The sequence below is a fragment of the Exiguobacterium sp. s40 genome (assembly GCF_018617905.1).
GTDB classification, from domain to species: domain Bacteria; phylum Bacillota; class Bacilli; order Exiguobacteriales; family Exiguobacteriaceae; genus Exiguobacterium; species Exiguobacterium mexicanum_A.
This window is the reverse complement of sequence record NZ_JACSLC010000013.1, coordinates 16,626-43,145: the sequence shown is the minus strand read 5'-3', so window position 1 is coordinate 43,145 and position 26,520 is coordinate 16,626. Positions and strand designations below refer to the sequence as shown.

Genomic DNA, 26,520 nt, shown 5'->3' with positions numbered 1-26,520 from the left:
CCTAATTATTGGTATGCTATTCGTATATACGGTGAACGGTCCGAATTGGTTTCAAGGAGGAATACATTTATGGTGACACGAGAAGAACGAATCGAGCAGTTATATATGCTTCCCAAAAAAGGTGCGTTTAACTTGTTATGGGCCGCCGCGGCAGGGCTAGGACTGGGGTGGTGGATCTATACCAATGCATCATTGCCAATGCTTGCGATGTTCGTCTTTTTGATGATGACGGCTGTCCCGCTCAGTCGCGTAGCGTGGCAGAAGACACGCGTATCTGTGACGTTCAATGAAAGTCGATCCTACAAACGGTTGATTCGGGCGAAAGGCGTCATCGCGATTGCGATGTTATGGGTCATGCTCGGTCTGATGGGCGGGTATGTATCAGGATACTTCGGATTGCCGGTATTCAGTGGACTGTCGGCGGTGTTGATTGCAGGCATGTTAGTGGTTGAGACATGGCTCGATTACCGGTTACTTCGTATCGATCATGAGCATGTCACTGATAGCTTGATTGGGTTTACGAAACGTGAGCGCTTGAAGCGGAAATGGGAGGGCGAATGATGGTCGAGCATAAAAATCGCTTGCTTCAATTGATGCGGTTTGAACAAGTCTCGATTCGTTTATTTGGTCTACTAGTAGCCATCATCATCTTGACCTCGTTTTATCTCCATAGTCGTTACACTTTAACGAACATGCAGGTGTTCGCAGCCTTTTTAGTCATTTACGCATCATTGATTTTATGGGGCTGGTTACGGATGAAGCTATTGCTTCGCTTTAGTTCGGATGAGCTGTATCGCCGATATGTTCGACTCAACTTTTTATTCATCTTCATGACGGTCATCGGGCTCGCGGTATTTATTTGGGGTACAGTCATTCAAACTTTTCAACATGTCACGTATTCATTGCTTGGTACGCTAATCGTCTTGCCTTGTCTTTATTTTGAATGGTGGGTGAATGAGCGACTCAAAAAGATTGATCCAGAACATGTGACGAATCAAGACATTCGCCAATACAGACGATTGAAGAAAGCAGGGGAACAATGATCATTTGGAACGATATACCGGACGACCCGAACCGGTTGCCCGCATTAACGGATGACGTATTAACTGAAGTGGAAGGGCGACTCGGAGTGAAACTGCCGGACGATTATCTCGAGGCACTTCGTATCCAAAACGGGGGATATGTCGAACAGCGCGACTTACCGATTACATGGAATGGGCAAGATGACATCGCCCTCGTCGATTCGATTGCTGGAGTTGGTTTAAATAAAGGGTTGATTGAATCCAAGGCGTTATTAAAAGAGTGGGGTGTCGAGGATGAACAATTGATTGCGTTCGCCGGTGACGGGCACTTTTTCCTCGCATTCGACTACCGTGAAGGCGCGACGCCGAAGATTGCCTATATCGATACGGATACGGAAGAGATTGATGTCTTGTTCGACTCATTCCGTCAATTCACGGAAGCGCTCACGACGGTGGATATGGGAGTATATGAAGAAATGACTCCAGAATCAGGTACTGAAATGAAACAAGGGGAGACGCTCCTGAACGATGCGCGACGCCTACTCTATAGCGATCATCTAGAAGACAAAAGGATTGGTGCGGTTATTTGGTTCAATAGCTTGGATTTACTTGAAGCGGACGAACTCGTTCGTGAGCTATTGACCTGGATGGATGACAAGACGTTGCGAGAGACGGCGACAAGCGTCATTCAAGAAGTCATCATTCGACGGAAGCCTTTAGATCAACAACTGTTCGAAGCATTTTTTGAGACGCTCCACAGGCAAGACGACGCCTATAGTAAACAACGCTACGAAGAGACGATGTACATTCTCGATAACGATATTCGAGTCGAGTGAAACGATTTGCCGTTTCTTTTCGTAAAAGAAGGTAACGAGATTTGATTAGGGGGATTGGATGGTTGACCATAACATAAGACTTGAACGCATGATGGAGAACGATCGAAAGCGACAAAAACAAATGTTGTACCCGACGATAGGAATCATCGCACTGTTCATCATCTATTTTTGGGCGACGGACGTCCTCTTGCTATTGCCGATCATCTTGGTCGGACAGCTACCCGTGCTGTATAAAGGGTGGCATCGGATGAAGTTGCTGCTCACCTTCAACGACGACGCTCGCTACCAACAGAAAGTCCGGTCCGAATTCGGCATGGCCGTCGGGAACATCGTGTTTCTTTTATTGTTGATTGCGAGCTCGATGCTCGGGTGGATCACGCTACTCACGCTCGTCATCGTCGTTATCGTCGGTCTGATCACGTTCTTGGCGCTTGGGATTCGCATCGACCGTGAGTTGAAAACGATTGACCCGGAGCACGTGACCGCGACGGAACTCGGCAAGGCGCAACTCGAGCACGAAAAACGAAAGTCATCATGATGGGAGTACCTAACTATGGTTAATAAAAATGAACGACTGAAACAAATGGTCGAGAACGACCGAAAGGTGAACCGGACGGCGCTTTTGCTCACGTTCGCAATTTTAGGGATCGTCTTTTACTTCATCTTTACGCAAGACATCACCCTCGCGACATTCGCCATCATCATCATGGCGACGCAATTGCCGAGCCTCTATCGGGCGTGGCACCGCATGAAGTTGCTGCTCACATTCAATGACGACGCGCGCTATCAAAAGTTCGTGCGACTCGAGTTTGGCATCGTGCTCGCAAACGTCATCCTGCTTGGGGTCTTCATCGCCATCGCTTGGGCGATTGAAGGGTCACTCGTCATTTTCGCAATCATGCTGCTCGCTCTGTTCATCCCATTCATCTTCTTGTCAGTATGGGTGAACCGGAAAATCGAGTTGATTGACCCGGAGCACGTGACGAATCATGAGCTGCGGACGGCGCATCGCGATGAAGCGAAACGTCAGCTCAAATAAGGAGGAAGACGATGGATCTACGAGTGTTTGACATGCTCTGGTCGCTTGGTACCTTTGCTGTCATGTTAGGCGGAGTCATTCTTGTATTGAAGCTGATTATCGGAAAATCGAGTTCAGGCAACTAAAAGAAGCATCTGACGTCGTGTCAGATGCTTTTTCTTATGAAAACATGCCCACCAATATCCCGCAGATGACCATGCCAATCGTATAGAATTTGAAGCGGTGTCGTTCCCAAAATGAATCGGTCATCGTGTCACCGCCACATCATTCGTCGTTCCTTCGACCATCGCGACGAACGCCTCGTCCGGGTCGGTCGTCCCGGAGGCGCGCAACCAGTCTTGGAAGTCGCCTTCGTATAACACACGTCCCGCGTGGAGGAAGATGACATGTGCGTCAAATTGCGAGAGGTCATGTAGCTGATGCGTCGAGATGAGGCACGTCCGTCCCTCTTGGACGAGACGGTGTAACCGCCGCATGATGTGGATCCGCGATGCCGGGTCGACCCCGCTCGTCGGTTCGTCGAACAGATAGAGGGAGCGCTTGACCGAGGCGAGCAACGTCACGAACAACCATTTCCGCTCCCCAACAGACATTTTCCCGAGTTTCATCTTCCATAAGTGTTCGAACAATTCTTGCTCTCGAGCGGTCGAGAGTCCGTTCACATACGACTCGAGTTTTTTGAAATCGGGACGTTTGGACAACCGTCCGATAAAGTAGGCGAGGTCTTTTCCGGTCAACTCATGATGGTTATACATGAGTTGTGTCAAATACAACATGTCCGCCGTCGGGACGAGTTCAAGTGATTCTTTGTCGACTGAAAGTGTCCCGGTCATACAATCAAAGAGTGTCGTCTTCCCGGCACCGTTTTGTCCGATCAAGACATTCAGCTTATTCGGTTGCAGTGTGAACGAGACACCGTCGAGCACAGGACGCGTCGCTTTCGGATAGTGATAAGTAAGTTGGTGTACGTGCATAAGAACCTCCTAGCGTGTGATGAGTGAGACGAGACTGAAGCGTTTCAACGCAATCGCACCGATGATGAAGTAACCGAGTACGGAAAGGAATGTCGCCCATACTCCAAACGAGAGTTCGACTTGAGTAGTCAGGTGCAGCAATCCGAGCGCGAATTCATGGAGCGCGTAGAACGGGTTGAGGAAGCTGAACCATTGATCAGGTGAGTTGATTGCCAATAAAAAGAGCGGAAACATCAGAATGTTCGCGAACGTCCCGAGACTCGATACTTTCACTGGAAGTGCCGTGATGGCGACACTAGCAACCGCGAACGGGATACTCCCGATCAATACGAGTAGAGACGTTGCAATCAACTTGAACGAGAAGAACCCATGTACGAGTGTGACGACCATTGTGAATAAAAGCAGGCTGATGGAGGCGAATAATAGCTGTGCTAAGATGACGGCGATGACATACGTCAGTTTGTTCCCGGAAATCATCACGTACGTTTTCATCAGTCCATATTCGCGCATTCGAGCGAGTTCTATACCGACACCGTTCACATATGTAGCAAGAATAATATACACCCAGAAATAAGAGAGCCCTGGGTAGTATTCCGCTGTCGTCGCTTGGCGGATATCTGAAAACGACTGCGTCAAGGCGATAATGAGTGGGATCCCGAGCGTCCAGATGAATGGAATTTTATCGGTGACGACAACTTTGGCATACATAAAGAAATAACTTGTGATTTGATGCATCCTGTTCCTCCGCTTGGTTTGATTGTTGTATCGTAGCACAATATACGGAAGATGATTGGAAAAAGTTCCAAAAAAATAACCCCTCACATCGAATGAGGGATTGAAGAAAATCATTTCACTTTGTCACGTTTCGCAATCTTATCACTCACTTGCTGGCCGCTCAATGTCACCATCGGCATGCCGCCGCCGGGATTGACCGTGCCGCCGACGAAGTAGAGGTTGTCGTACAGCTCGCTCTGCTTCTTGTGCTTAAAGCCGCCGTTCTGTTTCTTATCGGCGACGGTCCCATAAATCGCGCCCCGGTCCGAGCCGTACGTACGCTCGATGTCATGCGGGGTCCAGACGTCGCGCGTCACCGTATGTTCGCGTAAGCCGTCCAAGCCCATGCGCTCGAGCTTGTCCAGGACAAGCTCTTCAAACGCCGCGTACTGTTCAGGAGTGAACGGCTCGTCTTGGATGTACGGGATGTGCGGCAAGATTTTGATGTTCTCGTGCCCGGGCGGTGCCTGTGTCGGGTCGGTCTTATTGACGTTCACCAAGTAAATCGTCGGGTCGTCCGGCAACTGATGCTGCTCGAAAATCTTATCCATCTGTTCATGCAAGTTCTCCGAGAAGAAGAAGTTGTGGTGGCCGAGCGCCGGATACTCTTTGTTCACGCCGAGGTGCAGCACGAAGCCGGAGCTGGCCGGTTCATACTTCTCGACGAGCTTATCGACGAATTGTTCATCCGCCTCGACCATCTTTTGATAGAACGGGATGACTTCCATGTTGGAGACGAAATAGTCAGCTGAACGAAGCCGTCCATCCTCGAGCTCGATCGCCGTCAGTTGACCGTTCAACGTATGGGCCCGGACGACGCCCTGCCCGGTATGGAGCTTCACACCAATCTCTTCAGCGAGTTTCGTCAATCCTTCAGCGAGTTTATGCGTCCCGCCTTCGACGTACCAGCAGCCTTGCGCGTGTTGCATGTAAATCATCATGTTGAGGACGGCCGGTGCGCTGTACGGGGATGAGCCGACATATTTCACGTAATACGACAGCATCGTCCGCAAATGCGGGTTGCTGATTCGTTTGGCAATCCCATCGTACATCGTCGACGTCAAATCGAAGCCGAACAACGTCGAGAAAAGTCCGGTCTGTGCCACCGCTTCGCGCGGCGACTCGAACCCTTCCTTCAAATAACTCTTCTCCGTCGTCTTGTAGATGCGCTCGGCATACTTCAACAGTTCGCGATACTCACGCATGTCTTTCCGCGACAGCGTCGGGTTAGCGCGCTCCATCAGATCCAAGTCGTGATACAAATCGAGCACCGTTCCGTCCGGGAAGAACGAGCGCCACTCGAGGTCGAGCCGCTTGGTTGGCACATAGTCTTCCATCCGCTTACCGCTGCCTGCGAACAGTTTCTCGAAAATCTGCGGCATCGTTAAAATTGAGGGGCCGAGATCGAAGCCGAACCCGTCCTGTTCAAGCCGATTCACTTTCCCGCCGATGTGGTCGTTCTTTTCGTACAAGGAGACGTCATACCCTTTTTGAGCGAGCGAGATGGCCGCTGATATCCCTCCGAGACCTCCCCCGATCACAATCACAGACTTGTTCACGTTTTGCATAGACGAGCCGCCCTTCTTTCGCCAGTTAAATTTTATAAATCTAAGACATTCTTCTCCGTATACATACCCATTCGAGAAGTATTTTATCCAAATATTAACGTACAAGAGGGAACGGTAAAAGTTTCAATGTGCATGGAGACCACCCGCGACGAGCGGCCCTTCAAATGTGATCGTATAGATGATGCGGGCAATGTCCTCGGCCGTGTCGGGACGGTCGCTATAGAGCCATTCGTAAATGACACCCATATGGGCCGACGAGATGTAAGACACTAAATAATCGGCCGGCACGAGCGCCTTCGTCTCGTCGAACAAGACCGTCGGGGAACGATGGAACAGCGCCGCATGCATGTACGACCGGAGCCGGGCCTGGAACTGCGGGTCCCCGTTCGGTCTGAGGAGCGGTTTCATCAAGATTTTGTTGTCTTCGATGAAACGGATGAACGGGACGAGCAGTTGATAGGATGATTCGCCGCGCTCTTCACCGAAGACGTGAGGGAGGTTTTTGACGAGTTTAAGTTCGGCCTCATGGAAAATCGCTTCAATCGACTTCTCCATCAAGTCGAACTTATCCACATAGTGACTGTAAAATGTCCCTCGGTTGATACCGGCCCGTTCGGTGATCGCTTTCACGGTGACCGCCTCGAATCCATGCTCGTCAATCAACTCGAGGAAGGCGCTTTTAATCAATTGTTTCGTTCGTGTGATGCGTAAATCTTCATGTCCCATCTGAATATTCTCCTTTATCCAACACTTGAGTGAAAACTGTCTGATAACCGACACGATGGCCGATATTGCCGATTGTTGGGCTGTCGACTGAGGTCTATACTGAACCTATAAACCAACACGGTGTCTATTAATTCAGTGTACTCGAACAAGGCATCGAAAAGGAGAATGAATATGGATATTCAACTGAACGACATCAGTAAATCGTTCGGTGACCAATTGGCCATCGACCATGTCGGCTTTACCATCAACTCAGGCGACATTTGTTGCTTGCTCGGCCCGTCCGGTTCGGGAAAGACGACGCTCATTCGGCTGATGATCGGTGCCTTGGCCGCGGACAAAGGTTCGATTCGCATCGGCGAAACAAAGATGCCGAACATGGGCATGCTCCACAATATCGGCTTCATGCCCCAGAACGACGGATTGTATGACGACTTGTCGGCCGAGGCGAACTTGGAGTTTTTTGGCTCGATCTATAAACTCGGTAAAACGAAGCTCCAACAACGCATCACGGAAGTGCTCACGCTCGTCGATTTGATGGACGACCGCAAAAAGCTCGTCCGTAACTTCTCGGGCGGGATGAAAAAACGGCTCTCGCTCGCGATCGCGATCCTCCATCAACCCGACGTCTTATTTTTAGACGAGCCGACGGTCGGAATCGACCCGATCTTGCGCCGTCAGATTTGGGATCAGTTTCAAGCGATTCGGGCGAACGGGACGACGATCATCGTCTCGACGCACGTCATGGACGAGGTACTCGAATGTGACCGGGGCGCGCTCATCTATAACGGCCGTTTGATCGCTTACGATACCGTCCCGCACCTGTTGGACCAGACGGAGAACGGTCGCGTCGAGGAACTGTTCCTCATCGCCGGTCGAGAAGGAGGGATGGATCATGCGTAACTTGGCGAAACGCGTCATTTTTCAGACGCTCAACGATAAGCGGAGTGTCGCCTTGATTTTGATCGCACCACTCTTGATTTTGACGCTCGTTTACTTCCTCCTCGGTGACTCGGATTACGTGCCGGTCGTCGTGCTCGATGAGAACGCGCAAACGCAACTCGTCGAGGCGTTCGAAGCCGAGACGCTCGACGTCCGGTTGGACACGGTCGACGACCCGTTCGGATACTTGGAAGACAATAAGGACATCGATGCGATTTTTGAAGCGACGCAGGAAGGGACGACAATCACGCTCCGAGAACCGTCGACGAAGTCATCGAAGGCGGTGCGAGAGATTCAAACGGCGCTGTCGGCGTTGAACCCGGCGGCTGATATCGAGATGAACTATGTATACGGGGAAGAAGGCCAATCGACGTTCGACTCGTTCGGCTACGTGTTCTTGTCACTGTTCTCGTTCTTCTTCGTCTTCATCCTGTCGGCGATGGCGCTCGTCAAAGAACGGAGCGGCGGCACGCTCGAACGTCTGCTAATGACACCGATCAAACGCGGCCAGGTCATTCTAGGGTATACGCTCGGCTATGGCGTGTTTGCGGTCGTCCAGTCCGTCTTCATCGTCCTCTATACGATTTACGTGCTCGGGCTGACATCGCTCGGCAATATCGGCTGGGTGTTTCTCGTGATGATTCTAATGGCCGGGACGGCCGTCTTGTTCGGCGCGACGATCTCGGTGTTCGCCCGCTCAGAACTCCAGGTCGTCCAGATGATCCCGTTCACGATCATCCCGCAAGTATTTTTCTCAGGGTTAATCCCGCTCGACTTGATTCCATACGGCCTCGGCAACTTGAGCTATGTCATGCCAATCTTTTACGGGGCGACGGCAATCAAAGAAGTGATGGTGTACGGTAGTGGATTTGCCGGAATCTGGGGCTACGTGCTCGGTTTGATCGTTTACGCCGGTGTGCTCTACTTGTTGAATATGCGTGCGCTTGGAAAGTATCGGGGGCATTGATGTCACAAAGACAAAACCGACTCGTGGTTAGCGAGTCGGTTTTCGTTTATTTATAGGCTGCTTGCTTTTTGACCGATATATTGCAAGATCGCCGATTCGCCGTTATGGAGCGCGCCTTCATACCGTTCCATGGTCCCGTCGAAAAAGTGAATCGTTTTGAATGAATCCGTTAGTGTGGAGAAGTCAGCGGGCGCATATAGCAGTACTTTTTGTTTCGGACCGCCCGTCCCGTAATCGAGTTGCGCCTCACTGTAGACTTCCGTCACAAAATAACCACCTGGTTTTAAGGCCCGCTTGACGCCTCCTAAGACGGATTTTTTCACGTTGTCGGGGAAATGTCCGTAAATACAGACGATGGCGTCATAGGTGTCTATCGGCCAATCGGCCTCAGCCAAATCGACGAGACGAGTATGAAGAGTGACCCCGCGGCGTTCCGCTAACCGGTTTGCTTTGTCGAGACCGACTTGCGAATAGTCCCACATGTCCACATTGACTCCTTGTTCTGCGAGCCAAACCGCGTTTCGACCTTCCCCTTCGGCGATCGCGAGCACGCGCATCCCTCGTTTGAACAGATGTGCCTGTTGCTTCACAAAGGCATTCGGGGCTTCCCCATATACATACTCATCCGTATTGAACCGTTTGTCCCAAGTTGACATGCTCTGTTCCTCCTTAACGGACGTAGAGCTTATACGTCCTCAAGTTTGTTCTTTCAGTTTACATGAAAAAAGCATCCGAGTAGATGCCCCGAATGCTTGTTAACGTTTAAGTAGTAAAGCGACGCCCGTCACGAGAAGTGCGAGTCCGCTAAACAATCGTATTTGGTTGCAAGTCACTATCCTTCACCCCTACATTCAATATCTTCCTCTAATCAGAATAATCTAAATCCTTAAAAAAGGGAACAAAAACCAGTTTTCTTACGTAAGATAGAAGTGAGGTGATTACGAATGGAGAAACAAGCACGGATCCGGACGATTCAACTGTATCAAAAAAGATGGATGCCCTTGCACGTATCGGTCGTCATCGCGGTCGGTCTCTCATTTGCGCTATTGGTCATGAATGAGTTTCAAACGGGTTATAGAATCGCCTTCTTAGCGGCGCTCGTTGTGTTGATCTATTTGGAGTGGCGCGAGAGCCGATTCATGCAACGATTGACGGACGAACGGACCGTTCAGAAGTTCATTCGTCGCACGTACGTTGGCCGCAACGCCGTCTCGTTGTTCGGGGCGATTGGATTCTACTTCTTATTTAAGAACGACATGCAGTCAAACTTGCTTTTATGGCTCGTCATTTTCTTTGGTGCGATTGCTGCACAGGCAGCCACGACGATACATTACGAGCGGAAGATTCGACAGATTGACCCGGAGCATCCGAGTCGGCATGATTTGAGTTTCACAAAAGGATAACCGAGAAAACAAGCCGCCCTGTTCGCACAGGACGGCTTGTTGTATTCATTAATTCGCTTTTTTGAGTTCTGCTGTCTCTTCTTTGAAATCAAGTTTTTTAACATCAACCCGTTTCACGAAGAAGGCGAGAACGAGCGCGAGTAGGTTCATTCCAAGTGCCACGTAGAACGAATACTGAATCCCTGACAGTAACGCTTGTTGCGTCAATGCGCCCATCGCACTTTCGGTAAGTGTCGCTGGGTCGACGCCGGTCATGAGCGATTCGGCTTCGGTCCGTGTCACCGAGTTCATGACGGTGATAAGGATGGCCGTACCGATCGCACCCGACACTTGTTGGGCAGTGTTGTTGATGGCAGTCCCGTGCGGGTTGAGATGCGTTGGCAACTGATTAAGACCGTTAGTTAAAATCGGCATCATGACCATCGACATCCCGAACATGCGAAGCGTGTACGTCGTCACGATGTACGTGTACGTCGAATCGAGTTGGACGTTGGCGAGCATGTACGTTGAGATCGCGGTAATCGTGAGACCTGTGATCGAGAGTAACTTCGGTCCGAACTTATCGAACAGTTTCCCTGTGATCGGTGACATGATCCCCATGATGATCGCACCCGGTAACAACATGAGCCCAGAGTCGAGAGGCGAGATGCCGCGGACGCTTTGAACGTAGGCCGGTGTCAAAATCATCCCGGAGAACATGGCGACGGCGTTGACAATCGCGATGATTGAAGCGAGCGCGAACATCGGGTATTTGTATGCCCGTAAGTCGAGGAGCGGTTTCTCCATGTTGAGCTGACGGATGACGAAGGCGATCAACGCGACGAATCCGACGATCATCGTCGTCAAGACGATTGGGTTATCCCAGCCGTCTGAACTCGCTGAGCTGACACCGTACAAGACGCCACCGAACCCGAGCGTCGATAAGACGAGTGACAAGTAATCGAGCGATTGCTCTTTATTTTGGACCATGACGTTCTCGGCTTTCCAAATGGCGAGACCGAGGCCGATGATGGCGAGCGGGAGAATCATTTCGAACAAGACGCGCCAGTCGTAGTATTCGACGATGTAGCCCGAGAGTGTCGGTCCGATCGCTGGTGCAGAAATCATGACGAGACCGAAAATGCCCATCGCCGTTCCGCGTTTTTCACGCGGGAAACTGACGAGCATGACGTTCATCAAGAGCGGTCCCATCGTCGACGCCCCGACCGCTTGAATCATCCGACCGGCGAGTAAGACACCGAAGTTCGGAGAGAAAGCGGCGATGGCCGTCCCGAGAGCGAAAATCGCCATCGACGTGATGAAGAGACCACGGTTCGAGAACCGGGTGATCAAGTAGGCCGATGCTGGGACGAGCACGCCTGTGACGAGCATAAATCCTGTCGCGAGCCATTGGACGGTCGAGTAGTCAGCAATCTCCAAATCGACCATGATCGATGGGAGCGCGACGTTAAGTAAAGAGTTGTTGAGGAAGGCGATGAACGCCCCGACAAAGAGGACCGCGAGCATGAGATACGGCGGTTTCTTTTGGAATTCTGGTTTCATACGAGTTGCTCCTTTATGTTCTGAATAGTTATATACTAGTAAGTGTCGATGTAGTGATTTTATACCCGCCGTACAAATTAATCAACCATTTTGTACTGTCGGTTCAAAATGGTATACTTAAGCCAGAAACCAGACAGAACGGAGCAATCAATATATGAAGGATAAGAAACGAAAAGTTGCTGACGTCGCCATGGCTTTGTTCATTGAGAACGGAGTGCAGCAGACGTCGGTCCAAGAAATCATCGAACGGGCCAACATCTCAAAAGGCACGTTCTATAACTACTTCGCCTCGAAGACGGACTGTGTCGCCAACATTCTCGAGAACTTGCGCTATGACGCTGGACAACGCCGGATTGAGATGCAGATGGGACGTGACAAACGCGACAAGGACGTCTTTATCGAGCAGATTTCGATTCTCATTCAATTGAACGAGGAGCGGAATCTCCACGCCTTGTTCGAGTCGATTATGTCAGCGAATGAGCCTGAATTGAAAAAGCTCGTCTTACAACACCGCGTCTATGAGATCGAGTGGCTCGCCATGCGCCTGACAGAAATTATCGGGGAAGAGATTCGCCCGTATTCGGTCGAGTTGACAGTGCTCTTCAACGGGATGTTGCAACATATCCTGTTCACACTCCGCATCACGAACACGGCCTACTCGATTCAGCGATTGATTCGTAATTTGTACGCCTACGTCGAGTTGATGGCGGCGCGTATGGTCGACACCGGAGAACATATCTTGAACCCGGTCACTGTCGATCAAATGCGGGGGACGACGGATAAGAACCTCGTCACGAAAGATGAGTTGATTGGGATGGCGGCGCGCATCCATGAGCACGTGAAGATGACCGAGGAACAAGCCGATTTATTCGAAGCAATCACGTACGAACTCCATCAAGACCGGCTCCGGAAAATCGTCCTTGAACAGTTGCTGAAACCGTTCCAACGTTTGTTCAAAGGTGAGACGGGAGAGACGGAAGTTCAAAAGTTCACGAATCTCGTTTGGTTATACACGCGGACACACTAACGACAAAAAGTGATTTTATCCGTTAATATAGAAGAAACACGGTACGAAAATAAATCTCAAAATATTCCACGAAAAAGAATTGATTCCTACAAATTCATGCGCTACAATCAAATTACCGAAAGCGCTTTCGGGAAGAGGAGAATGACATGGGCACGATTTATGATTTAGCTAAAAAAACTGGCTTTTCGATTACGACGGTCTCCAAAGCGTTGAACAACTATAAGGACGTCAGCGAAAAGACGAGAGCCAAAATATTACAAGCAGCGGCTGAGATGGACTATCTGCCGAACGCACACGCCCAGTCGTTATCGACGAAAAAATCGTGGGCGATTGGGGTCATGTTCTCAGAAGCGAACGAAGTCGGAATGAAACATCCATTTTTTAACGGCATCATTGAAAGTTTCCGTCACGCGACCGAGGAACACGGCTACGATTTAATCTTCGCCTCTCGAAACCTTCGCAACCGTGACATGAGTTATCTCGAACATTTCAAACATCGAGTAGTCGACGGTATCGTCGTTATTTGTTCGGACCGGATGGACGTGCAAGTGCAAGAGCTCATGCAAAGCGATATCCCGATCGTCGTGGTCGATATGGACAGCGCGAACTGTAGCGTCGTCTACTCGGACAACACGGAAGGTGCCCGCATGGCTGTGAACTACTTGTACGAGTTAGGACATCGCCATATCGCGCACATCGCCGGAGATTCGTCGATTGACGCCGGTGCGGCCCGGGTGAAAGGGTATGAGCTTGCGATGCACGCACTCGACTTACCGATTCAACCAGGTTACTTGGTCAACGCCGGGTTCTTCTCGGTCGAAGAAGGCAAGCAGGCGATGGAGAAGTTATTACAACTGCCGGCACCGCCGACAGCAGTCTTCGTCGCAGGCGATCAAATGGCCATCGGGGCAATCGAAGCCGTCCATGAACACGGTCTCCGGGTCCCGGAAGACATCTCGATTATCGGCTATGACGACATCGAGATGATCAAATACATCACACCGAAGCTGACGACGATTCGTCAAGATACGGACGAAATCGGAGAAGCGGCGGCCGAACTGCTCATCGAGCAGATGACAGCCAAAGAACGACGGACTGAACGTCGTGTCATCCCAGTTCGGTTGATTGAACGTGCGTCTTGCGCATCGGTCAAAAAGTAAACAAGTCACGATGATCTTTCGAAGTCGCTCTGTTCGCTTCAGCGGAATAGAGAGAAGAGAACGATTTCGAAAATCATTCACCCTAAATCGAAACCGCTTTCGATATTTTATTTCAATATTTTCGAAAGCGCTTTCGACAAATTATTACCTCTTCTTGTAAACGCTTTTTAAAACACTTAAAAGGATGGGTTCACACATGCGAAAAAATTAGTCAGCTTACTCTCGATCGGAGCACTATCAGTCGGCGTCTTAGGCGCGTGCTCAAACGACGAAGGATCTTCAGAAGCGACAGGTGGCAAAGACGACGTACTTAAAGTTTGGTCGTTCACGGACGACGAGCTTAAAGAGCCAATCAAAACATACGAAGAGAAGAACGGCGTTAAGGTTGAATTGACAATCGTTCCAATCGCGAACTATCCGACAAAACTTAAGCCGGCACTTGAAAGCGGCGTTGGGGCACCGGACGTCTTCACAGGAGAAATCGCGTTCCTCAAGCAATGGGTTGACGCAGGATACTGGGAAAACCTTTCAGACGAGTTTTATAACGTCGACGGTATCTCAGACGATTACATCCCTTACGTCTTCGACCTCGGGAAAGATAAAGATGGCAACGTGCGCGCGCTTTCGTGGCAAACGACACCAGGTGGCGTCTACTACAAACGCAGCTTAGCGAAAGAAGTGCTCGGTACGGACGATCCGGCTGAAATCGGCAACATGATGAGCTCGATGGACGGCGTCTTCGAAGTTGCAGAGAAGATGAAGCAAAAAGGCTACAAAATGTTCCTGGACGAAGGCGCGATTCGTTGGTTCTCACAAGGCGCGAACCCAAAAGCATGGGTAAACGACAAGAACGAACTCGTCTTGACAGAAGACAAGATCAACTACATGGACTACGCGAAGGAGCTTCGTGAGAAACAATACACGGCACTCGCTCCAGAATGGTCACCATCTTGGTTCGAAGGGATGTCGAAGCCGATCAAAGTGAAAGAAGGCGGCAAAGAGACAGAGACACAAGTCTTCTCTTACGTCCTCCCGACATGGGGTCTTCACAGCGTCTTGAAAGACAGCGCGAAATGGTACGCAGGCGTCATCGCGGACCAGAAAGCCAAACACGCGGATAGCGTCGAGGCGTAAGCTGGATCCATCCCTGCCGCTACAGGGGTGGATTTCTTGTGTGGAACCGATTCAAGCGGGGAACGTATGAAGTATGGAGAGGAGGACGGATGATGGCGTCACACCATAGAACGGATCAAGAGCGGGAACAGGGTAAGACGACCACGCTTATGATGATGTCGTTGCTGTGCTGGTTCATGTACGGTTTGCTCTATGGGTTTGTCTATTCGAATGTCCTCATGATCTTTATTGTGTTGTTCTCTTCTTTTTTAGGCGTGAAAGGACTGATGGAACGGAATAAACGGATTGAACGGGAACGGGAAATTCGTGATCTCGGTGTGGAGATTGATTCGGAAGAAGGGGAGATGTTGATGAAACGCGAGTATGCAACGTATGAAGTGACAGGTTATGACGACAAAGGAAAGATCAAGTTCATCCATTTGAAGGAAGGCGAGTTCGTCTTGCCGGTCGAAATCAAAGGGGACGACTTGACGAAAATCAAGAAGATGATGGAACTCAATCCAGGCGTGACGGTCATCGTCCACGCAGCGGTGGATCAGAAACGGATGCGCCTCTTGGAGATTGACGGCTATTCGCTCAGGAAGGACGGTTGACGATGGCGCTCACGAAGTTGGCGTCGCGCGACGAAACGATTGATGTGACGATCGAGAGCTATGCGTATGCCTATCCTGACGCCGATGACATCCATGATGCGGCGTGGCATCGGAATTGGGTCGGGCTCCATACGCCGGACCATCGCATCACGTTCGATGACATCATGCTCGACAGTTTGCTCGTCGCACACTACATACCGGTGTTCGAGTCGTTCGTTGCCGGTGACACACAAAAAGTCGAGTTCGAACCGACAGAACCGTATATCCGCTTGACGGTGACGAGGAGAGACGGCGATGGGGACGAAGTGGACGTGCGAGGCCATCTGGAGCACCCGCTCGGGGACGAGACGGAAGAACTTGATATTAACTTTGAAACCTCTGTAGCGAACGTGGAGCACTTTCTAAAAGGCTTGCGAGACATCGCTGCTGAATTTCCGGTCCGGGAACGTGAGAGTGATTTGTAATAAGACGAAACAGATGAAAAAAACGCCGTGACAGTAAGTGTCATGGCGTTACGAATCGAGTTGTGATTTATTGGCCCGGTACTTGCCTAACGAGTAGGCGGCACATAGAAGAAAAATCATATGTAGCCCGATGCCGATCAACATCGCGTACGGGACGATGGATTTGAACCCAAGCCCGAAAGCGAGCGCTGCGCTCGATAAGATCATGAAGCTAGGGGTGTAGTTTTTCATATCCAGTTACTCCTTATCTATTTGTTAGTAACTATCTTAGGTAGAAGAAGAGAAATCAAGAGTAGGGCCACCGATAGCCCGTAAGCTATAGACAAGATAGTTCTCGTGTCTTCTCTTGATAACTGAAATCCGACAATCATAGCCATCGCTAGAGCGAACGTAGGCAAAATAGCGATAGCAGACGCAATCCATTGCATACTTTTTCTTGTCATAGAGATCTTTCCTCATTTCTAAGTCGTGTCGACTGAGCAGACAATGTTTGAAGACCATCCACATTATTACTTGTTTCCCTAAATATAACAGCCCTTCTCATCGCTGAGAAGGGCTGTCGTTTTTTGCTTAGGCTGACGCTTTGTCTGCGTCTTCTTGTGCTTTCAACTCTTCACCATACGACACGCGGTCTTGCGTGCGGACGAACGGGAGGTAGACGGCTACGGCCAAAGCGATCGTGACGATCTGTAAGAGCGCTGCACGCCATCCGCCGATCAAGAAACCAGAGATGACCGGTGGTGTCGTCCAAGGCACTTGAAGCGCGTTGAACGAGTCGGCCCAGCCCCAAAGGATTGAGAAGTACACCATGAACGAAGCAATCGCTGGAACGATGACGAATGGTACGAACATGATCGGGTTGAACACGATTGGCATCCCGAAGATGACCGGCTCGTTGATGTTGAAGAGACTTGGTGCGAGTGAGAGCTTACCGAGCTGCTTCAAGTGAGCCGAACGGGCGACGATGAGTGGTCCCATGATGATCGCAGCTCCGTGAATTCCACACCACCACATGACTGACATGAGCACCATGATGATGACGGCTCCGGCAAGTGTGTCTGTCAAGTTTTGAAGTGGTGCTTGAAGCACGTCATAGACGACTTCTGTGAACGTATGCTCGGCAACCGCTTTCATCTTTTCGACTAACATACTTGTTGACATACCTGCTGCACAGAAGAGTCCGATTTTCATCATTTTTGATCCATTCCTTTCAATTGGTTGATTTCGTTTTGCATGTTCATCATATAGCCGAGCATCTCTTTGACGAGGATCGTGTTCATTAAGTGGTCTTGCGCGTGCACCATGAGGACTCCGACCGTAGCCGTTTTCCCTTGTGCCTCGAGTGTGACGAATTTCGTCTGGATGGCGTGGGCTTCTTTTAATGTCGCGTCACCAGCTTTGACCGCTTCAGCCGCTTCTTCTGCTTTGCCTTCTTGCATCAACAGCATCGCATGATGGTAGCTTGCTTTCGCGTCGCCTGAAAGGGCGATTAAACCGAAGATATCTTTGGGAGTAATTTCAATTGTTTCAGAAACCATATTATCTCTCCTTTTTGTATGGATAACCAAAATTCATAGTTACAAATTATAAAAAGATGATAGTGCACGATACCGCTTACATGTAAACCCTTTCTTTCGCCCGAAATGCGAACATAATAAAACGCACACGAGAACAATCTCTCGAATGCGTTTAGGACTTGATGTTAGAGACTTTGAGCATCTTCACATGGCGGAAATGATGTGTCGAGCGCGATACGTCGAAGATTTGACCGTTCGTCAAATAGACGGTGTTGTCGACGAGGAGGGCCGGGTCGTTCTCTTTCAGTCCGAGCAGTGCCGCATCTTCCGCGTTCAAAAAGTCGGCGTAAATGACACGGTCGGCGAAACCGATGGCGAGTTTTTGGTCGTTGCGGAAGTAGTTGTAAATCGACTTCTCGGTGATGTCCCGATCGAGATAGACGACGAGGTCTTTCCGGAAATACGAATCCTCGACCGAGAACGGATGGTCATCGACGAGCCGGAGACGTTTGACGTAATAGACGGGTGTGCCGATATCACACTTCATCCGCTCGGCCACTTCATCGTTCGCTGTCGTCAATTCGAAATCTAGGACGCACGTCTCGACTTTCCGTCCACTGAAGTCACTCGTGAGACCTTGCAACTTCTCGAGGTTCACGTAATCGCTCATATAATGGTCACGGACGAAGACGCCGCTCCCTTGGACTTGATAGACGTAACCTTTGTTGACGAGAATCTCAATCGCTTTTCGAATCGTGTTGCGGCTGACGCCATACTTGTTGGCGTACTCGTCCTCGGTGAGGAGCTTGTTCGTATGTTGATAGACGTGATTCATAATGTCCGTCTCAATCTGTTCGGCGACTTGTTTATACTTTGGAGCCATCAGGGTCTGCACCTTTCACATGAAAATTTGTAGGTATGAATACGCTGTCAGTATATCAGAAATTATAGATTGATGGACGACAATCCTTCGGCATTTGTTGAAAAACGTCGAACGATTGTGAAGAGAATCCTTGAAAATGGCGAAACGAATTTGAAAGGGTTTCGTATAGAAAAGGAGAAGAGTTGAGGAGGAGAAGGATATGGCACAATCAGTTCGAATGGAACGGGAACGAGAATGGAAGCAACGGCATACACGCATCGGGTACGTCTTATTGGTGGTGGTCATCCTGACGTTCGCGTTGATGTTCGTTGGACAGACGACGTGGATGACTGTCCCGCTCGGTCTCGTCGGAATCGCCCTGCTCGTCTCGGACGTGGCGAAATATCGGATGAGACGGTCGTTTCTGGTCAATCCTGTCGCCAAAAAGATGCTCCGCTGGCAATTAGGATACGAACTCGTAAATACGAGTGTGCTTGTCATCATGGTCGGTGGGCTATTGATCTTTAGTCGAGACAACCTCTATTGGGCGTTCGCTGTCGTCATCTGGGGAATCATGGCCGAGATTGTGTCGCGCCGTTTGAACCGGACACTACAAGAATATGACCCAATCTTACGCGCCCTCGAGTTGGAGGAAGTGAAATGAAGAATCGTCGAGTAGAGGCGGAGCGCGCCTGGTTTCGCGCATTCCACCAACTGATTTTTGGGATTTTAGGCGTGTTTCTCGTCATCGTGATCCCCGCCACGATATGGACGGACAGTTTGGATTGGGGCATCGTTACGGGGCTTATGCTCGTCCCCATCAATGTGATGTACGTCAAGCGTTACCGGATGCGGCGGACGTTGAATCCGCAATTGTCGCATCTCTATCGCCGACAAATCGGAAGTGACTGCCTGAATACGGTCGCCTTTTTTATCGCCATCAATGGGGGGAAGCTGCTAGAGTCGAATACAGCATATATCGGTGGAGTTCTGATTGTGGGCGTGGCCGGATGGCTGACGATGCGAATCGAGAAGCGGATGAAAGAAGAGGATGTGTGGCGTCCTACATATGAACAACTGAGGGGGTGAGCGGATGGAGAATCAGATTCAACAAGAAGTCCGATGGGTGAAGCGAATCCGACGAATCGGTGTACCAGTACTAGTCCTCTATATCCTATCTATGATTGTGGCCCTTCTATTCGAAAAGATGTTGTTGATTCCTTTAATGTGGTCCGTGGCGCTGTTTCTGATTTTCATGGGGCATACACAATACCGCCTCCTTCGGCACTTCTCGACGCATCCGAAAAGCTTACGGTGGTTGCAAGTCGAATACGCGGACACGTGGATTAGCGCAATACTGATGGGTACGTTCATGACGACCTTACTCACAACGGAGTCGCTTGGATTTGGAATTGGATTTCTATTTGGGATTTGGGGTTTGACTGAAAAATATCGTTCCCGCATCATTGCGCGTCAATTGAAACAGTATGATCCCGATATACCGACATATGATGAAGTCATCGAAAGGATGAGTTGAATGGAACTGTCACCACAATCGAAACAACAAATTGATACGATTCTTCGATTTGAAAAGTGGACAGGTTGGGGTTTTGGCATCCTGGCTGTTTCTGCAATCGTTGGGATGCTCGTTTACGCATCGTACTGGGAGATGCCCGATTCGTTTTTTCTAGTGTTCTTAGTAGCGATTTTCGCTATGTTGATTAGCATCGAAACGACTCGATTCCTCATGTGGCTCCGATTCGTGAAAAACGAAACAGCACGAAAGCTGCTCACGTTGCGGTACACGGTTTATTTGATTGGGTTTAGCGCAATCGGATACTACGGGGTCGTCGTATTTTATGAGACGACACAATCACAAACGTTCCAGGCATTTTTGTTGTCGCAAGCCTTTTTCTGGGGAGCTGCCTTTTTGGGGAGATGGCTCGACCGTATCATCCAAAAGCATGACGGTCATTATTTGACGGGAGAGGATTTAAAGTTGATTCGGGAAGCCCGTGAGATGGAGCAGGAGCGAGAGCATGGATAAACGGAGCCAAATGCGTGAATTGACGGCGTTCGATCAGAGAAAGCATTCCACACAAGTGTTTTTGTCAGCGGTGTTGGCCGCGCTTCTATTTTTCTCATTAGAGTATAATTGGCTCTCACCAATGACAGTCATATTTCTCAGCATCGCAGCGGGTCTTCCTGATTTTCGTAAGATGTGGCAACGCGAGAACATCAAAAAGCAGTTTTTGAAGTCGGATGCAGCAAAGCGCCTCATCCATCTTAACTCCATCTTTGGGCTCGTGACACTACCCTTCTTCCTATTATGGGTTTATGCATTGCTCACGGATTTGATTTCACTTCAAACGTTCGCTTTGATTGGGCTAGGAGCATACGGGCTCGCTATTCTTGAGCATCGTCTGTACGAGCGTCACATGGCTCAGCTCGACGATCACTACGTCACGGAAGCCGAATTACGAGAAGAGCAAAAGTGGGGGAGCGCTTAGGCGCTTCCTTTTACATGTTGAAGGGGGAACAATTGATGAAGCGGAAGGTATGGATTATCTCGGGACCGGCTGGTGTCGGAAAGTCGACGACGGCGAGACGGCTCGCTCAAGACATGGAGAAGAGTGCATATGTGTCTGGTGACGACATCAGTCATATGACGGTGTCCGGTCGTGAAAGGCCATGGGAATCGGAGCGGGCGAACGACCTGGTGTGGAAGAACATCGTATCTTTAACCAATAATTTTCTTGAGGCAAGCTATGACGTCGTCGTGGATTGGGTCGCGTTTTGGAAAGATGTGAAGCGCTACACGGCGCACTGGATTGAACAAGGTATTGAAGTGCGCTACGTCATCTTATGGGCGGAGCAAGACGTTCACGTCCAACGTGATCAACACCGGCCGAGCGATGCGCAGATGGGCGAGCGGGTCATCATATTGCGGAACGAGTTTCTAAGCTCGGGTGCACCGGACCGTTACTATTTAGACAACACGGTCGGTGAGTTGAGCGAAATGATTCAACAGCTTCAAGAAAGCGAACAATTCGTGCTGACAGATTTGCAACAAAGTGGAGCCAGTACATGAGGATTGCGACGTTCAACCTCTGGAACAATCCGACATTATGGTCGGAGCGGATCGAGTCCATCTGTGCCACAGTGAAGATGATTGACGCCGATGTGCTGGCGTTTCAAGAAGTCAAAACGTATGTGGAAGGGGAGCAAGGCATCAGTGTGGCCGAGCAAATCGCCAACGAAACGGGCTATCCGTTTTGCGTATTTCTCGCCTATCCGGACTCACCCGATGAAGGGCTCGCTGTCTTAAGCAACATTCCGCTCGATACGAATGATGCGATTTGGCACCACGAGGTAGAAGAAGCGAACTACTGTGCGATGCGGGTGACGTTTCAAGCAGGAGGTCACGCGTTCGGATTGACGAACGTCCATTTGAATTGGCGGTCGCCGGACATTCGGGAAACGCAAGTGCGGGCCGTCCGCGAGTGGATTGGTGAGGGAGAACGTTACGAGCTGCTATGTGGTGACTTCAATGACAATCCGCAGTCGGAGATTTATCGTGATTTGACCGCACATCGTTGGATTGATGTCGCCACATGTCATCGTGGAGGGGATGAGCCGACGTTGGATTATAGACACAATCCGTATTTGAAACAGGATGCCTTGCTGAAACGACCGTCGCGTTATGATTGGATGTTATTGCGTCACGACGAAGGAAACGTCCCGCTCATCTCGAGCGTGGACGTGTTTGGGAAGACGTCCGATTCAATCACCGACATGCTGCCGAGTGATCACTATGGAGTCTTACTCGATCTCGACATCTCTTAAAAAAGGGGGAACGCTTAGTCGCTTCCCCCTTTTTCATTTGAACGTGCGGATGACGAAGTAGAGACAAATGAGGAACGGGATCAAGAACATACTTCCGATCCACTCGCCTTGACCGAATAGGAGCCAGGCGAAGAGCTGGAATGACAAGACGCCGCCGGCAACACGTCCCGCAAAGCGATACGCTTTCGGGCGAAGCGACGGGTCATCCCACCATTCTTTAAAGAACGGGAAGCTGAACAAGAGCGCGAGCGCCAAGAAAAAGGCGGCTGGAAACACGAGAGGCGAAAGAACATAGCCCATACATTCAAAAGATCATCAAACGATTCGAGAATCCGAAGTTGAAAGATGAAGTCTCACGCGTCGCCCGCTCACCAATCCGGAAGCTCGGACCAAGTGACCGGCTCGTCAAACCGGCCCGTGAACTGATCGACAACGGCATCGAACCGAACGAACTCGCATACGGGATCGCAGCTGCCTTAACCTATTACAACCCTGAGGATTCAGAATCTTCTGAACTTTATGTGTCCATCGAAGAAGACGGCATCGTCTCGACGGTGGAAAAATATCTTCAATTGCATGAGGATGACACGCTGACGAAGCTAATCCTCGAACAATACCACTTGATTCGCGAGCAAGAAAAAGCGCAAGTCTCGTAAATCGAATCTCCTATGCCCGAGCGGCATGGGAGATTTTTGGCATATAAAAAGACTGCAGCGCAGGGGCTGCAGTCTCCTCAAGCTCGGGTCTTTCCGAACTCAATATAAGTGGTGACCGATTTGACGTGCTTCACGACGTCCTTCTCACGAAGGGGACGACTGAAGTAATAACCTTGAACGTAATCACACTGTTCGTTCAGCAACCATTCGAGTTGATCCGACGTCTCGACGCCTTCCATGAGCACTTTCATATTAAGGTTATGGCCGAGCTGGATCATCGAACGGACGATGGCTTCCTGGTTCCGGTCCGTGAACAAGTTGACGATGAACGACCGGTCGATCTTCAACACTTGGACCGGGAGCTCCCGCAATTGACGGAACGACGAGTAGCCGGTCCCGAAATCGTCGAGCGAGATCAAGATGCCGAACTGATGGAGCTGGGCAAGTTTCTCCCGTGTCGACGCTTCATAGGACAGCATCGACGACTCCGTCACTTCCAATTCGAGGAACATTGGATCCATCCCGGTCTCATCCAAGATGGCTTGGAGTGACTCGACGAAATCTTCACGTGCGAATTGGAGCGGCGAGACGTTGACCGAAAGGGTGAATGGTTTCACACCAGACTTCTTCCAGCGCACCCAGGCTCGGCACGACTCACGCATGACCCAACTGCCGATTGAGTGAATCAGGCCGGTGTTCTCCGCGATTGGAATGAAGTCTGTCGGTGACACGTGACCGAGCTCGCGGTTGTTCCAACGCAGGAGCGCCTCAACGCCTTCGAGTCGATTTTGCGTAAGTGACACTTTCGGCTGGTACACGAGTGAAAACTCATTTCGGTCGAGCGCCTGCGTGAGCGCCTTTTCGATTTCGACGGTACGAAGGATTTGATGCTTCGACTCGTCTTCGAATTCTTTAATTTGATTCTTACCGGTCCGTTTCGACTCGTGGACGGCGAGGCGTGCGTATTGCACGAGCTCCTCGGCCGACTTCGTATCTTTCGGATAATGACTGATGCCGGCGCTCATCGTCAGTTCGACGGTCGTCCCGTCGATATCGAACGGTTGCGAGATCGCCTTGATACACTTCTCGGCTTTCTGTTTGGCGAGCGTGCTCCGCTTGTCGAACAACAAGATGATGAATTCGGATGAACCGACGCGCGTCAAAATGTCATCCGGGTGAATGGTCACTTGCAGACGTTCGGCGATTTGCATCGTCAATTCGTCCGAACCGTGATGACCGAGCATGTCGCTCAAGAACCGCCAACGATCGATGTCGATGTAGAGACAAGCGACCGGGTCCTCGATTTGAATATGTTCGGCGAGAATACGTTCGAGCTTGTGCCGGTTCGGCAAATCCGTGAGCGTGTCGTGATACGCCATATGTTCGACGAGACGCTGTGAGGCGATCGTTTCTGAGACGTCACGGAGGAACCAAAGCATCTGGTCCATCGTTTCGCCTTTGAGTGGGTAACTCGTCACTTCGATCGTTCGGTCATCGATGTCGACGCGCCGTGGTTCATAAAACGGTTGATTGATCGTGAGCGATGGATGATAGTCTTGGAAAAAAGCATCTTCCTCGATTTCGTCAAACAAGCGATAGAAGGCCGTGTTCGCATATTGGATCATTCCATCTTTCGTCGTCGTGACGACGGCATCCGTCGTCGACTCAAGAATCGTCGCTTGAATGAACTCTCGTTTACGAAGGTGACGATCGAGCGTGAGCGACAGGAAGAAAATTGCGAACAAGAGAATCGTGATCGCCGTGACGAGCCATGCGAGTAACGATGGCTCGATCGCATTGGCGAACGGACGATCCGTCTCGACATACGTGAACGACACGGCTAGCATGCCGACGAAGTGCATGCCGAAGATGGCGATGCCCATCAGCAACGAGAAAAATACTTTCAATTCGAGATCAATCTTTTGCTTGGCATACTTCGAGAAGAAACCAATCCAGAGGGCGACGAGCGAGGCGCCAATCGCAATCAGAACCGATAACGCCGCAAGCCATGGATTATACGAAGTCACTACACCTTGCAGGGCGGCCATGCCGACATAATGCATGCTCGCGATACTGCCGCCCATCACAACCCCGGCACCGATCAAAGCGGGGCGGGTCGTGCGACGCGAGACAATCAAGAAGCCGAAAATACAGCCAGCCATGGCGATGATGACGGAAAATAGGACGAGCGGGATCGAATACGTGACCGGTCGCAACGCCTCATGCGCGAGCATGGCGATAAAATGCATCGACCAGATCCCGAGACCGAGCGTCGCACCTCCAGCTAAGATCCACACGTTCTGGACGGAACGGTTCGCTGAATTGACACGCCGTGCCAGCTCGATGGCGGCGTATGCAGAAACGGCGGCAATGATATAAGAGAGAATCACAAGAAAAACATTATGACTCATCGAGTGTTCGACTACTGGTTCCATGTATACCTCGCTAAAGAATGTATTTTTTATAGTAATTCTAATTATACCCCGCAAAACAAAAGCCCACCTATCATTTTGCTTCACTTGTTGAAAATATTTTTTGCGTGAAATAGGGAAGCCAAGCAGAAAGCGGGTAAACTACGTGTAGAAGGGAGGGGGACGCGTTGATTCCGACAAAAAAAGAAATCATTCTGTTTCTCCTCATCGCGTTCGGGTTCTCATGGCTGGCGTGGTGGGGGCTGTATATGTGGACCGGATTACCGATCCAGGTGATTATCGTGATTGGGGCGTTCGGTCCAAGTCTGGCAGGGAGCTATATGGCGTTTCGAGAGAATGGCTGGTTAGGAGTGAAGACGCTTTGGAAGCGAGGGTTCGAGTGGAAGATGTCCGTTCGCTATTACGCGTTCGGGCTCTTATTCCTGCCTGTGTTGTTTTTGATTGCCTATTGGTGGTCCGATGCCGATGGCGCGTCGTTACTCGAACGTCCATGGCTCGTTGTTCCCTATTTCCTCTACATGTTGTTCCTTGGAGGAACAATCCAAGAAGAGTACGGATGGCGCGGATATTTGCTCGATGCGTTTCAACTGAAAGTCACGCCCGTCAAGGCGAGCCTGTTCGTCGGCGTCATCTGGGCGGGCTGGCATATTCCGCTCTTCTTCATGGAGGGGACGGGGCAGTCATTGATCCCGTTTTGGGCGTATGGCTCGGCGATTCTGGCGTTCACGTTTATCATTTCGTGGCTCTATAACGTCACGACGATGAACTTATGGTCTGTGTTCTTATTGCACACGATGTTCAATGTCTCGTTCACGCTCGTTCCGTTAATTGAGCCGGGCGCGTTCCCGATTGGATTTCTTCACTTGACGCTGTTACTCCTTACGACCGCGATCATCCTCGTCTGGCAGACACACGGCCATCTCGGTTATGATCACCTCGAGCAACTCGAAGCGGTCGAAGGATCGCATCAAGCGAACGTTATCCCCCATCGGGACGCGGGTAAAGACTAGCACGTACAATTCAGGACTAGAGGGAAGTG

34 protein-coding genes are annotated in these 26,520 nt (G+C 50.3%); 22 read left to right on the top strand and 12 right to left on the bottom strand.

The features are described from left to right. Nucleotides 1–69: 69 nt before the first annotated feature. Genes KNP02_RS11535 through KNP02_RS11515 form a run of 5 tightly spaced genes read left to right on the top strand, consistent with a single transcriptional unit; the run spans nt 70 to nt 2,897 of the window. Nucleotides 70–561 carry a hypothetical protein gene (locus KNP02_RS11535; protein WP_214709455.1) on the top strand — a complete coding sequence of 164 codons (492 nt, stop codon included), beginning with the start codon at nt 70–72 and terminating at the stop codon, nt 559–561. Further along, a complete protein-coding gene (locus KNP02_RS11530) occupies nt 561–1,043 on the top strand; it encodes a hypothetical protein (RefSeq protein ID WP_214709457.1) in 483 nt (160 codons plus the stop codon). Before KNP02_RS11535 ends, KNP02_RS11530 begins: the two co-directional genes overlap by 1 nt. After that, a complete protein-coding gene (locus KNP02_RS11525; protein WP_214709459.1) occupies nt 1,040–1,858 on the top strand; it encodes an SMI1/KNR4 family protein in 819 nt (272 codons plus the stop codon). Before KNP02_RS11530 ends, KNP02_RS11525 begins: the two co-directional genes overlap by 4 nt. Before the next feature lie 58 nt (nt 1,859–1,916). Beyond that, complete coding sequence (locus KNP02_RS11520) at nt 1,917–2,396, top strand: hypothetical protein (RefSeq protein ID WP_214709461.1); 480 nt, start codon at nt 1,917–1,919, stop codon at nt 2,394–2,396. A 15-nt stretch (nt 2,397–2,411) separates the two neighbouring features. Beyond that, nucleotides 2,412–2,897, top strand: a complete 486-nt coding sequence (locus KNP02_RS11515; RefSeq protein ID WP_214709463.1) for a hypothetical protein — start codon at nt 2,412–2,414, stop codon at nt 2,895–2,897. Between the two features lie 245 nt (nt 2,898–3,142). On the opposite strand, the gene KNP02_RS11510 is transcribed toward KNP02_RS11515, so the two are convergent. From KNP02_RS11510 to KNP02_RS11495, 4 genes are all read right to left on the bottom strand, one after another. Beyond that, nucleotides 3,143–3,871: an ATP-binding cassette domain-containing protein gene (locus KNP02_RS11510; protein ID WP_214709465.1), complete on the bottom strand. Its 729-nt coding sequence runs from the start codon at nt 3,869–3,871 to the stop codon at nt 3,143–3,145. Nucleotides 3,872–3,880: 9 nt separating this feature from the next. Then, nucleotides 3,881–4,606 (bottom strand): hypothetical protein, encoded by a 726-nt coding sequence (locus tag KNP02_RS11505; RefSeq protein WP_214709467.1) that lies wholly within the window; start codon nt 4,604–4,606, stop codon nt 3,881–3,883. A gap of 110 nt (nt 4,607–4,716) precedes the next feature. Beyond that, nucleotides 4,717–6,213, bottom strand: a complete 1,497-nt coding sequence (locus KNP02_RS11500; RefSeq protein ID WP_214709469.1) for a phytoene desaturase family protein — start codon at nt 6,211–6,213, stop codon at nt 4,717–4,719. A 123-nt stretch (nt 6,214–6,336) separates the two neighbouring features. Then, nucleotides 6,337–6,939 (bottom strand): TetR/AcrR family transcriptional regulator, encoded by a 603-nt coding sequence (locus KNP02_RS11495; protein ID WP_214709471.1) that lies wholly within the window; start codon nt 6,937–6,939, stop codon nt 6,337–6,339. A gap of 171 nt (nt 6,940–7,110) precedes the next feature. On the opposite strand from KNP02_RS11495, the gene KNP02_RS11490 reads away from it, so the two are divergent. Next, nucleotides 7,111–7,839: an ABC transporter ATP-binding protein gene (locus KNP02_RS11490; RefSeq protein ID WP_214709473.1), complete on the top strand. Its 729-nt coding sequence runs from the start codon at nt 7,111–7,113 to the stop codon at nt 7,837–7,839. Beyond that, nucleotides 7,832–8,845, top strand: a complete 1,014-nt coding sequence (locus KNP02_RS11485; RefSeq protein WP_214709475.1) for an ABC transporter permease — start codon at nt 7,832–7,834, stop codon at nt 8,843–8,845. The genes KNP02_RS11490 and KNP02_RS11485 overlap by 8 nt, the downstream gene beginning before the upstream one ends. Nucleotides 8,846–8,895: 50 nt before the next feature. Here the strand turns inward: KNP02_RS11485 and KNP02_RS11480 are convergent, their stop codons facing one another. Continuing rightward, the gene (locus KNP02_RS11480) at nt 8,896–9,501 is read right to left on the bottom strand and encodes an SAM-dependent methyltransferase (protein WP_214709477.1); all 606 of its coding nucleotides are present in this window, start codon (nt 9,499–9,501) and stop codon (nt 8,896–8,898) included. Between the two features lie 288 nt (nt 9,502–9,789). Between KNP02_RS11480 and KNP02_RS11475 the strand changes: the two genes are divergently transcribed. Beyond that, nucleotides 9,790–10,248, top strand: coding sequence for a hypothetical protein (locus KNP02_RS11475; protein WP_214709479.1), 459 nt, complete (start codon nt 9,790–9,792; stop codon nt 10,246–10,248). A 48-nt stretch (nt 10,249–10,296) separates the two neighbouring features. Here KNP02_RS11475 and KNP02_RS11470 read toward each other — a convergent pair whose 3' ends face one another. Beyond that, the gene (locus tag KNP02_RS11470) at nt 10,297–11,790 is read right to left on the bottom strand and encodes an MDR family MFS transporter (protein ID WP_214709481.1); all 1,494 of its coding nucleotides are present in this window, start codon (nt 11,788–11,790) and stop codon (nt 10,297–10,299) included. Between the two features lie 154 nt (nt 11,791–11,944). On the opposite strand from KNP02_RS11470, the gene KNP02_RS11465 reads away from it, so the two are divergent. The 5 genes from KNP02_RS11465 (at nt 11,945) to KNP02_RS11445 (ending at nt 16,168) form a co-directional block, all read left to right on the top strand. Then, nucleotides 11,945–12,817: a TetR/AcrR family transcriptional regulator gene (locus tag KNP02_RS11465; protein WP_131472853.1), complete on the top strand. Its 873-nt coding sequence runs from the start codon at nt 11,945–11,947 to the stop codon at nt 12,815–12,817. A 146-nt stretch (nt 12,818–12,963) separates the two neighbouring features. Next, a complete protein-coding gene (locus KNP02_RS11460) occupies nt 12,964–13,977 on the top strand; it encodes a LacI family DNA-binding transcriptional regulator (RefSeq protein ID WP_214709483.1) in 1,014 nt (337 codons plus the stop codon). A 390-nt stretch (nt 13,978–14,367) separates the two neighbouring features. After that, the gene (locus KNP02_RS11455) at nt 14,368–15,111 is read left to right on the top strand and encodes an extracellular solute-binding protein (RefSeq protein ID WP_251129300.1); all 744 of its coding nucleotides are present in this window, start codon (nt 14,368–14,370) and stop codon (nt 15,109–15,111) included. A gap of 92 nt (nt 15,112–15,203) precedes the next feature. Then, on the top strand, nt 15,204–15,704 hold the full coding sequence (locus tag KNP02_RS11450) for a hypothetical protein (protein WP_214709485.1): 501 nt from the start codon (nt 15,204–15,206) through the stop codon (nt 15,702–15,704). Nucleotides 15,705–15,706: 2 nt separating this feature from the next. After that, nucleotides 15,707–16,168: a WapI family immunity protein gene (locus tag KNP02_RS11445; protein ID WP_214709487.1), complete on the top strand. Its 462-nt coding sequence runs from the start codon at nt 15,707–15,709 to the stop codon at nt 16,166–16,168. A 48-nt stretch (nt 16,169–16,216) separates the two neighbouring features. Here the strand turns inward: KNP02_RS11445 and KNP02_RS11440 are convergent, their stop codons facing one another. The 4 genes from KNP02_RS11440 to KNP02_RS11425 all read right to left on the bottom strand — a co-directional run bounded on the left by KNP02_RS11440 (nt 16,217) and on the right by KNP02_RS11425 (nt 18,568). After that, nucleotides 16,217–16,399: a hypothetical protein gene (locus tag KNP02_RS11440; RefSeq protein ID WP_034781551.1), complete on the bottom strand. Its 183-nt coding sequence runs from the start codon at nt 16,397–16,399 to the stop codon at nt 16,217–16,219. Between the two features lie 339 nt (nt 16,400–16,738). After that, complete coding sequence (locus KNP02_RS11435) at nt 16,739–17,362, bottom strand: PTS transporter subunit EIIC (protein ID WP_251130740.1); 624 nt, start codon at nt 17,360–17,362, stop codon at nt 16,739–16,741. Beyond that, complete coding sequence (locus tag KNP02_RS11430) at nt 17,359–17,706, bottom strand: PTS lactose/cellobiose transporter subunit IIA (RefSeq protein ID WP_214709491.1); 348 nt, start codon at nt 17,704–17,706, stop codon at nt 17,359–17,361. The genes KNP02_RS11435 and KNP02_RS11430 overlap by 4 nt, the downstream gene beginning before the upstream one ends. A gap of 151 nt (nt 17,707–17,857) precedes the next feature. Then, nucleotides 17,858–18,568, bottom strand: coding sequence for a GntR family transcriptional regulator (locus KNP02_RS11425; protein ID WP_214709493.1), 711 nt, complete (start codon nt 18,566–18,568; stop codon nt 17,858–17,860). 199 nt (nt 18,569–18,767) lie between these two features. Between KNP02_RS11425 and KNP02_RS11420 the strand changes: the two genes are divergently transcribed. The 7 genes from KNP02_RS11420 to KNP02_RS11390 are packed head-to-tail and all read left to right on the top strand — an operon-like array spanning nt 18,768 to nt 22,393. Beyond that, complete coding sequence (locus KNP02_RS11420; protein WP_214709495.1) at nt 18,768–19,211, top strand: hypothetical protein; 444 nt, start codon at nt 18,768–18,770, stop codon at nt 19,209–19,211. Then, nucleotides 19,208–19,636 (top strand): hypothetical protein, encoded by a 429-nt coding sequence (locus tag KNP02_RS11415; RefSeq protein ID WP_214709497.1) that lies wholly within the window; start codon nt 19,208–19,210, stop codon nt 19,634–19,636. Before KNP02_RS11420 ends, KNP02_RS11415 begins: the two co-directional genes overlap by 4 nt. A gap of 4 nt (nt 19,637–19,640) precedes the next feature. Next, nucleotides 19,641–20,084 (top strand): hypothetical protein, encoded by a 444-nt coding sequence (locus KNP02_RS11410; protein WP_131472859.1) that lies wholly within the window; start codon nt 19,641–19,643, stop codon nt 20,082–20,084. Next, entirely contained in the window at nt 20,085–20,594 is a 510-nt protein-coding gene (locus KNP02_RS11405; RefSeq protein ID WP_214709499.1) for a hypothetical protein, read from the top strand. It abuts the gene before it with no gap. Continuing rightward, a complete protein-coding gene (locus KNP02_RS11400; RefSeq protein WP_214709501.1) occupies nt 20,587–21,057 on the top strand; it encodes a hypothetical protein in 471 nt (156 codons plus the stop codon). Before KNP02_RS11405 ends, KNP02_RS11400 begins: the two co-directional genes overlap by 8 nt. Before the next feature lie 35 nt (nt 21,058–21,092). Continuing rightward, nucleotides 21,093–21,638, top strand: coding sequence for a P-loop nucleotide/nucleoside kinase family protein (locus tag KNP02_RS11395; protein WP_214709503.1), 546 nt, complete (start codon nt 21,093–21,095; stop codon nt 21,636–21,638). After that, nucleotides 21,635–22,393, top strand: coding sequence for an endonuclease/exonuclease/phosphatase family protein (locus KNP02_RS11390; RefSeq protein WP_214709505.1), 759 nt, complete (start codon nt 21,635–21,637; stop codon nt 22,391–22,393). The genes KNP02_RS11395 and KNP02_RS11390 overlap by 4 nt, the downstream gene beginning before the upstream one ends. A gap of 33 nt (nt 22,394–22,426) precedes the next feature. Here the strand turns inward: KNP02_RS11390 and KNP02_RS11385 are convergent, their stop codons facing one another. Continuing rightward, on the bottom strand, nt 22,427–22,693 hold the full coding sequence (locus KNP02_RS11385; RefSeq protein WP_214751525.1) for a hypothetical protein: 267 nt from the start codon (nt 22,691–22,693) through the stop codon (nt 22,427–22,429). Here KNP02_RS11385 and KNP02_RS11380 point away from each other — a divergent pair. Further along, nucleotides 22,660–23,049, top strand: coding sequence for a mannitol dehydrogenase family protein (locus tag KNP02_RS11380; RefSeq protein WP_251129310.1), 390 nt, complete (start codon nt 22,660–22,662; stop codon nt 23,047–23,049). The genes KNP02_RS11385 and KNP02_RS11380 overlap by 34 nt on opposite strands. 77 nt (nt 23,050–23,126) lie before the next feature. On the opposite strand, the gene KNP02_RS11375 is transcribed toward KNP02_RS11380, so the two are convergent. Continuing rightward, nucleotides 23,127–25,484 carry a bifunctional diguanylate cyclase/phosphodiesterase gene (locus KNP02_RS11375; protein WP_251129297.1) on the bottom strand — a complete coding sequence of 786 codons (2,358 nt, stop codon included), beginning with the start codon at nt 25,482–25,484 and terminating at the stop codon, nt 23,127–23,129. A 164-nt stretch (nt 25,485–25,648) separates the two neighbouring features. Between KNP02_RS11375 and KNP02_RS11370 the strand changes: the two genes are divergently transcribed. Continuing rightward, the gene (locus KNP02_RS11370; protein WP_214709509.1) at nt 25,649–26,491 is read left to right on the top strand and encodes a CPBP family intramembrane glutamic endopeptidase; all 843 of its coding nucleotides are present in this window, start codon (nt 25,649–25,651) and stop codon (nt 26,489–26,491) included. Nucleotides 26,492–26,520: the final 29 nt, after the last annotated feature.